At 39.3% G+C, this 6,445-nt stretch carries 6 protein-coding genes; all 6 read left to right on the top strand.

Going from position 1 to position 6,445, the window contains the following annotated elements; genetic code table 11:
* Window positions 1-89 precede the first annotated feature (89 nt).
* The 6 genes from FKX85_RS15045 (at window position 90) to FKX85_RS15020 (ending at window position 6,417) form a co-directional block, all read left to right on the top strand.
* Window positions 90-1,286 (top strand): helix-turn-helix domain-containing protein, encoded by a 1,197-nt coding sequence (locus FKX85_RS15045; protein ID WP_141615514.1) that lies wholly within the window; start codon window positions 90-92, stop codon window positions 1,284-1,286.
* A 436-nt stretch (window positions 1,287-1,722) separates the two neighbouring features.
* Window positions 1,723-2,586: a helix-turn-helix domain-containing protein gene (locus FKX85_RS15040; protein WP_141615513.1), complete on the top strand. Its 864-nt coding sequence runs from the start codon at window positions 1,723-1,725 to the stop codon at window positions 2,584-2,586.
* Between the two features lie 163 nt (window positions 2,587-2,749).
* On the top strand, window positions 2,750-3,478 hold the full coding sequence (locus FKX85_RS15035) for a DUF2092 domain-containing protein (protein WP_141615512.1): 729 nt from the start codon (window positions 2,750-2,752) through the stop codon (window positions 3,476-3,478).
* A 22-nt stretch (window positions 3,479-3,500) separates the two neighbouring features.
* On the top strand, window positions 3,501-4,478 hold the full coding sequence (locus tag FKX85_RS15030; RefSeq protein WP_229239640.1) for a DUF6515 family protein: 978 nt from the start codon (window positions 3,501-3,503) through the stop codon (window positions 4,476-4,478).
* A 135-nt stretch (window positions 4,479-4,613) separates the two neighbouring features.
* Window positions 4,614-5,327, top strand: coding sequence for a porin family protein (locus tag FKX85_RS15025; RefSeq protein ID WP_141615510.1), 714 nt, complete (start codon window positions 4,614-4,616; stop codon window positions 5,325-5,327).
* 49 nt (window positions 5,328-5,376) lie between these two features.
* Window positions 5,377-6,417 carry a hypothetical protein gene (locus FKX85_RS15020; RefSeq protein ID WP_141615509.1) on the top strand — a complete coding sequence of 347 codons (1,041 nt, stop codon included), beginning with the start codon at window positions 5,377-5,379 and terminating at the stop codon, window positions 6,415-6,417.
* The last annotated feature ends 28 nt before the right edge of the window (window positions 6,418-6,445 follow it).

The following is a 6,445-nucleotide window of genomic DNA, read 5'->3' as shown; positions in this document are numbered from 1 at the left end:
CACCGATGTTCTAGAAGTGAATATTGATAAGCATTCAATCTGATTAATTTTACCATTGTTATTATTCAACATTTAGCTTTTTAGAAATTATGAAATTTGATTTTGCCCCTATCCTCCTTACCCATCTACTCGCAATTACTGTGGGAGTGATTACCATTATCATCCTTTGGGCTTTCCCAAATAAGAAGAATAAATCGCGCAAACTATTAAGCTGGTCTTTCTTTATCTTGACCAGCAGTCTGGTATATGCTACCCTTATCCAGAGCGAATTTATTCTAAAAATCCCCTTTGCTTATAGTGTAGGAAGTGTGATCTGTTTCCTTTTTATGCCCTTGGCCTATCTATACGTGAGAGGAGTCCTAAATAAAGATTATCCCAAAATCAAAGACGCGCTACATTTTACACCATTTTTTCTTTACCTAACCAATAATATCCCCTACCTCATTTTACCTTACGATAAGCAACTTGCCCTTCTTCAGGAGCAGATACTCCAAGGAGGAGCTGGAGAACTATCAGCTTTCACACTGATTTCGATTCCTAACGAATTAAATGTCTTTATTTATCATATCATTTTTGGTGTGTACTGGTTGCTCCAAGTATGGGTCATTATCTCCTTTATCAAACATGGCGATGCTGATGTAAAAGAAGAAAACAGTCATGCGGTCAATTGGCTCTTCTTTTTCTGTAGCATTCAGTTTCTTTTATTTTACCCATATTTCGTAAATAGCTACAATCCATTTCAAATGTCTGCATATGCCAATTTTAGTGAAATCGGTGGTGCTTTGTGTGTGATTTTTAGCGCAGGATATTTATTCTGCAAACCAGAGATACTTTATGGATTTTCCGAGGTACTTTCTCCTATAAAAGAAGCATCAGTACAAACGTTAAAAAGTCACAAAACAGAAAAGACCAGCAGTTATTCTTCTAAGTTTTTAAGTGAAGCCAGGATCATTGAACTTAATTCAAAACTATCTGAACACATTCAAAATAACACACCCTACCTTAACCAGGGCTATAATCTAAAAGACTTATCTGACGACCTGAATGTGCCACTTTACATCATCAGTTCCTTTATCAATAAAGAAAAGGGCCTAAATTTCAATGATTTTTTGAACAAATACCGCATTGAATATTGCAAGGAAAAAATCAGAAATGGCGAATGGAAAAATATCACGCTGGAGGCACTGGGCTATGATTGTGGCTTCTCAAACCGTAATTCCTTCACTTCGGCATTTAAAAAATGGGTCGGCAAAACGCCTTCTGAATTTATAAAAGAATATAAATAGTCACTGATTTTCACAACATTATAATTCTTGGCATCAATTACTTTTTATTAATCAACATTGATTTTACATATCCTTAAATTTAGGTAAATGATGTTTTTTGATTCTTTCACCAGAACACAAAGCAAATCCTTCCTGGTAGATACAAACATGACATCTTTAAATAATACTAGTGTTGTATTAGTTTATTTATCAGTTCAACATGCCAGATCTTTTGACAATTTATTCCATATTTCCATTCACAGTTGCCGTGACTGCGATAATGATCTCGACTATCCTTTGGTGGTCCCCTAATGTAGTCCAAAGACAAAAAGTACCAAAGAAGATACTATCGTTGGCCTATTTGGCTCTTTTTATATGGCATGTTTCCCAATTTATTATATACAACTATTTAGAGCCTGAGGAACCCTATTTTTTTAATATCTTGTTGCTCATCAGCATGGCTTTATTCATGCCATTGACCTATCTTTATTTTTATACATTGGCTTTTTCCCATCTTGGAAAATCCATTTTGATCCATATGGTTTTTCCCGTGACGATTGGCATCATCGGGATACACCACGCGAGTAACCCCAAGGTCATTTCTTCAGACCTTCCTTATTTGTTGATTTATTTACAGATGGTCATCTACTGGTTCATGGAAATCAACCTAGTGTTTAAATTGTTCTCTATTAGCAATAAAGGATTGATCCACATTAACAGTCATTGGCTTAGGTGGACCGTCAGTTTCATCCTCATTCAAGTACTGCTTTTCCTTCCTTATTTTCTGGTCACATTAGGAATGATTTCACTTCCCCAAATGCTCAAACCAGAGATTATTGGTATGCTCGGCAGCTTTTCTTTATGCCTTTCACTATTCTTTCAGCCTTTTTTGCTGTTTGGCATCAGGGATTTAAAGCCCAAAGACTTTTCAGACAAGATCCACCTCAATCTATTGGCCAAAGGCCTTGATAGACCAAGCATTAATTTATCCCTCGAAGAGCAAAGCATCGAGCGATATGTCTCCAAACACCACCCATATTTAAGTAAGGACATCACCCTGGGCAGCATGGCTGAGCAGATAGGAGTATCGAAGAATTGCCTGGAAAGTTATTTGAAAAAGAAGGAAGTGAAATTTGAGGAATACTTGAACTTTAAACGGATACTTTTTAGTCAAAACATCATCAAAGAAAAGGTATACCACGACATGACCCTAGATATGCTCGCCAAGCAAAGTGGGTTTATGGACAGAAAGAGCTTCATCTCTTCATTCAAAAAGCACACTGGCTATAATCCATCGGATTATATAAAACATTTCTTTTGATTCCTTCATATAATTCCGCATGCCAAAATCTATAAAAGTTGGCAGGTGTACTTTTTTATGGTAAGTCTGATGGGTAAATAGTTATTACCTTAACGTATATATAAGCACTAGCTGGAAATCTCCGTAGTTGGGCGATTTTTAGTTCACTAAAGTTAATTTCAAGATGAAAAAACTATTATTGGCAATCTACCTAACACTTCCGCTTAGCAGCTTCGCTCAGGAAAGGGACATTGATTCTGTCGCCGTATTTATTTTAGATCATATGAGTGCGGTGATCGGTGATATGGAATCTTGCAGCTATAACCTGTCTACTTCCAGTGACACGCCTGCCGCTAAAGTGAAATATTCCAAGGAATACACAGATAATGAAGTGTACATGCAAGGCCCTGACAAAATGCTCGTCCATCAAAAAGGACATAAAGGCCATCGTGGGTTCTTTTACAACGGTGAATTCTTTACCCACTATTCTTACAGTGAAAACAACTATACCACTGTTCATGCTCCTGATGATATCATTACCATGATAGATTCCATGAACTATAATTATGGCGTGGAGTTTCCAGCGGCTGACTTTTTCTATCCCACCTTTACCGACGATCTTCTGACACATTTCGATACACTGATGTACTTGGGCACCAAGTACGTAAATGGTAAAGATTGTTTTCATATCGCCGCCAGTAATGAGAACCAAAGCGTCCAGATCTGGATTGCTAACGACGCCATGAATTTGCCAGTGAAGTTTTTGATTACAAACAAGAAAAAAGAACTGGCTCCTCAATATGAAGCTACATTCAGTGATTGGGAGATCAATCCAGCTCTTCCTGCAACGATTTTTGAATTTACTCCGCCTCCAGGGGCTAGATTGATCGCTATACTACCAAAACCTCATTAATCAATACACCATGAAACGCAAGATGAAAAAATTATCTAAACTGATTGTATTTTGTGGCATCATCGCCATGCTTGGGGCTCCGGATATGGCTGAAGCCCAACGTCTACGTCATGGTGGCGGGGCTTCTCGCGGAGGAGCTACAGCCAGGCCTGCTGGAAATAAAAGTATCAATGGAGGTGCATACCGATCCCCTTCAAGGCCTTCAAATCTTCAAAATCGAAACTTTTCCAACAACCGTAATAGAACCAATAATAATTTCAGTAGCCAGGGCAACAGAACCAATAATGTAAGGAATACAAATAATAGAAACGCTAACAACAGGAATAACAACACACGGGTTTCTAATATTAAAAGTAACAACAGGACAGGTAATAATAACCGCATCAATATTGACAATAGCACCAATATCAATGTCAATAGAAATGTCCGCAGAAATGTCAACAGACGGAGTACGGTGGTTATCCGCAATCCCAGGCCATATTATAGACCTCCCTATCGCTATGGTGGATTCAGTTTTTATTGTTACCGGCCCTATTATTACCACCCGTTCGTCCCCTATTATTGGGGGCCTGTATGGCATCCATGGGGATTTTTCATAGCCTCATTAGCAGCTACAGCTATTGTTATTTCGATTGAGAATGAAAAATACCATTACGACCAAGGCGTCTTTTATCAAGAAAGCAACGGAGGCTATACTGTAGTGGAGGCTCCATCTGGTGCTACTGTAAAAACCATCCCCAGTGGCTCTGAACAAGTCGTGATCAATGAAACTACCAATAACTATTATTATGGTGGAACTTACTATGAAAAATCAGATGATGGCTATACGGTCGTACCTCCCACATCAGGATCTGTCGTAACCAACCTCCCGGATGGAGCTGAAGAAGTAAAAGTAGGAGATCAGACATATGTCAAATATGGGGACACCTATTATCAGCCAGTCCAAGTAGAGGGCAAAAATAAATATGAGGTCGCTGATGTCCAGGATGCAGATCAGTGACCGCCTGAAGGATAGGTTTTAAGGAGCAAGATGAGTAGTTCCTTACAGAAAATGGTCCACTCAAATAAGACCTGATAGGCATTTATTTAAAAAAACATACATAACAACTGAAACCTTACTTTCCCAAACTATTGAATGGTAGTAGCATGCAATAAAAAACTATTTCTTACACTTTCACTATGTCTTTTATGTCACATCAGTCATGGTCAAATACTTATTTCACTACTCCTAGGTGACAAGCTCAATTCTGACAAAATTGAGTTTGGTGTGGATGGCGGCATAGCCTTTACCCAGCTCCATGGCCCTGCCACTACGGACATGGCCAATGCGTTACATTTAGGATTTTATTTTGATTTATACCTGAAGGAGCAACTCCAGCTTCACACCGGTGTAATCGTGAAATCCACCATGGGAGCAAAAGGAATGCCCTCTTACATGCTGGGTGACGAAGACCTGGATGAACTATTGTCTACAGCCACCGTGCGACGCAGGCTTGGCTATTTTAATATTCCCGTGTTACTAAAATACAGGTTTAGAAACAGCAACTTCTATATAGAGGCTGGACCTCAACTTGGATGGATGCACCAGGCATATGATGAATTTTCTGACAGTATTTTAGATGATAATGATTTATTGTACGAACATAAAATAAAAGATGATATCAAAAGGTTGGACTTTGGAATGACAGGAGGCATCGGGTATCGGCTTATGAAAGGCCATGGGATGAACCTCGGTATCAGGTATTATTTAGGCCTGGTGGATGTCAGCAAAGCTATGCCAGACCAGCTTTTCAATCGTTCATTGTATGTAAGTTTAGGTATTCCAATAGGTGCAGGAAAAGCTAATTAGGAGAAAGGAATAGCAGCCAATTGACTTCGATCAAACCAAACCGTTAAACATGAAACCATTTAAAATCTTCATGCTTTTATTGACTTCCTTTTGGATTACAAGCGCTTCATTTGCTCAAGGGGTAAATAAGTCCGACAATCCCTACTACAAGCCGTATTTTGACAGTTTGCAGAACATGGACTGGCCATATAAACTGCCCATTCTGGGTAAGCAAGCCTATAAAAGAGGGTACGATATTCCATATGCCTATGGTATCAGCGGTATATATTTCACCCAGACACAAGAAATCACTATCCAATCGATCCAACTCGGCTTTAATGGAGGCAACCAGGTAGATTTCAGTGAATTTATCACCTTTGGCCCCACCATTGCGGCGACGAATGCCTATACCATCAGGCCTGACATTTGGGTACTGCCTTTTCTAAATGTCTATGGCATGATTGGAGGAGGAACCACAGATACTAATGTAAGCTTGCTAAAACCGATAGGGCTTCAAACTGATCAGCACTTCTCAGCAAGTTCTTTTGGACTTGGTGCCACGCTATCTGGTGCTGTCGGTCCCTTTTGGATAGCCTGGGACAATAATTACAACTTTGTGGATGTCGATGTGGTGGTAGAACCTATTCCGGCGTTTAACAGTAGTCTCCGTGTAGGTCATTCGATTCTTAATCCTACCAATCCTGAAAAAGCTCTTTCTGTCTGGGCTGGGGTGTTTTACCAAAGCATTTCCAATGACACCAGGGGAAGTATTAGCGTAAAAGAAATTTTCCCACAGGCAGGTGAAGGGATATTGATCGATTATATGCATGAATGGGCCAGCACACTTCCCCCACCACAGCGAGTAATTGCCAACCAGATCATTGACAAAATAGAAGATATATCTAATGGAACAGACCCAGGAAATGCCACTATAGATTACGTATTGGATAAAAAGGTCACTTCCCCTTTCAATATCCTATTAGGTGCCCAATACCAGTTCAATAAGAATATTATGCTAAGGAGTGAATTAGGAGTGTTTGGTAGAAGAAGCCAGTTTTTGCTAAACCTTAATTATAGATTCCCCGGATTTAAGAAAAATCCAAATAAGTAGATTCAGGTACAGTATGACTGTAAACACA

The sequence above is a fragment of the Echinicola soli genome (assembly GCF_006575665.1).
Lineage (GTDB): Bacteria > Bacteroidota > Bacteroidia > Cytophagales > Cyclobacteriaceae > Echinicola > Echinicola soli.
The sequence above is the reverse complement of the archived record's forward strand: the minus strand, read 5'-3'. Positions and strand labels throughout refer to the sequence as shown.

Coding starts and splice junctions, on each gene's coding strand:
- FKX85_RS15020 (WP_141615509.1), top strand. CDS start 5,377: ATGAAACCATTTAAAATCTTCATGCTTTTATTGACTTCCTTTTGGATT.
- FKX85_RS15045 (WP_141615514.1), top strand. CDS start 90: ATGAAATTTGATTTTGCCCCTATCCTCCTTACCCATCTACTCGCAATT.
- FKX85_RS15030 (WP_229239640.1), top strand. CDS start 3,501: ATGAAAAAATTATCTAAACTGATTGTATTTTGTGGCATCATCGCCATG.
- FKX85_RS15040 (WP_141615513.1), top strand. CDS start 1,723: ATGGCTTTATTCATGCCATTGACCTATCTTTATTTTTATACATTGGCT.
- FKX85_RS15025 (WP_141615510.1), top strand. CDS start 4,614: ATGGTAGTAGCATGCAATAAAAAACTATTTCTTACACTTTCACTATGT.
- FKX85_RS15035 (WP_141615512.1), top strand. CDS start 2,750: ATGAAAAAACTATTATTGGCAATCTACCTAACACTTCCGCTTAGCAGC.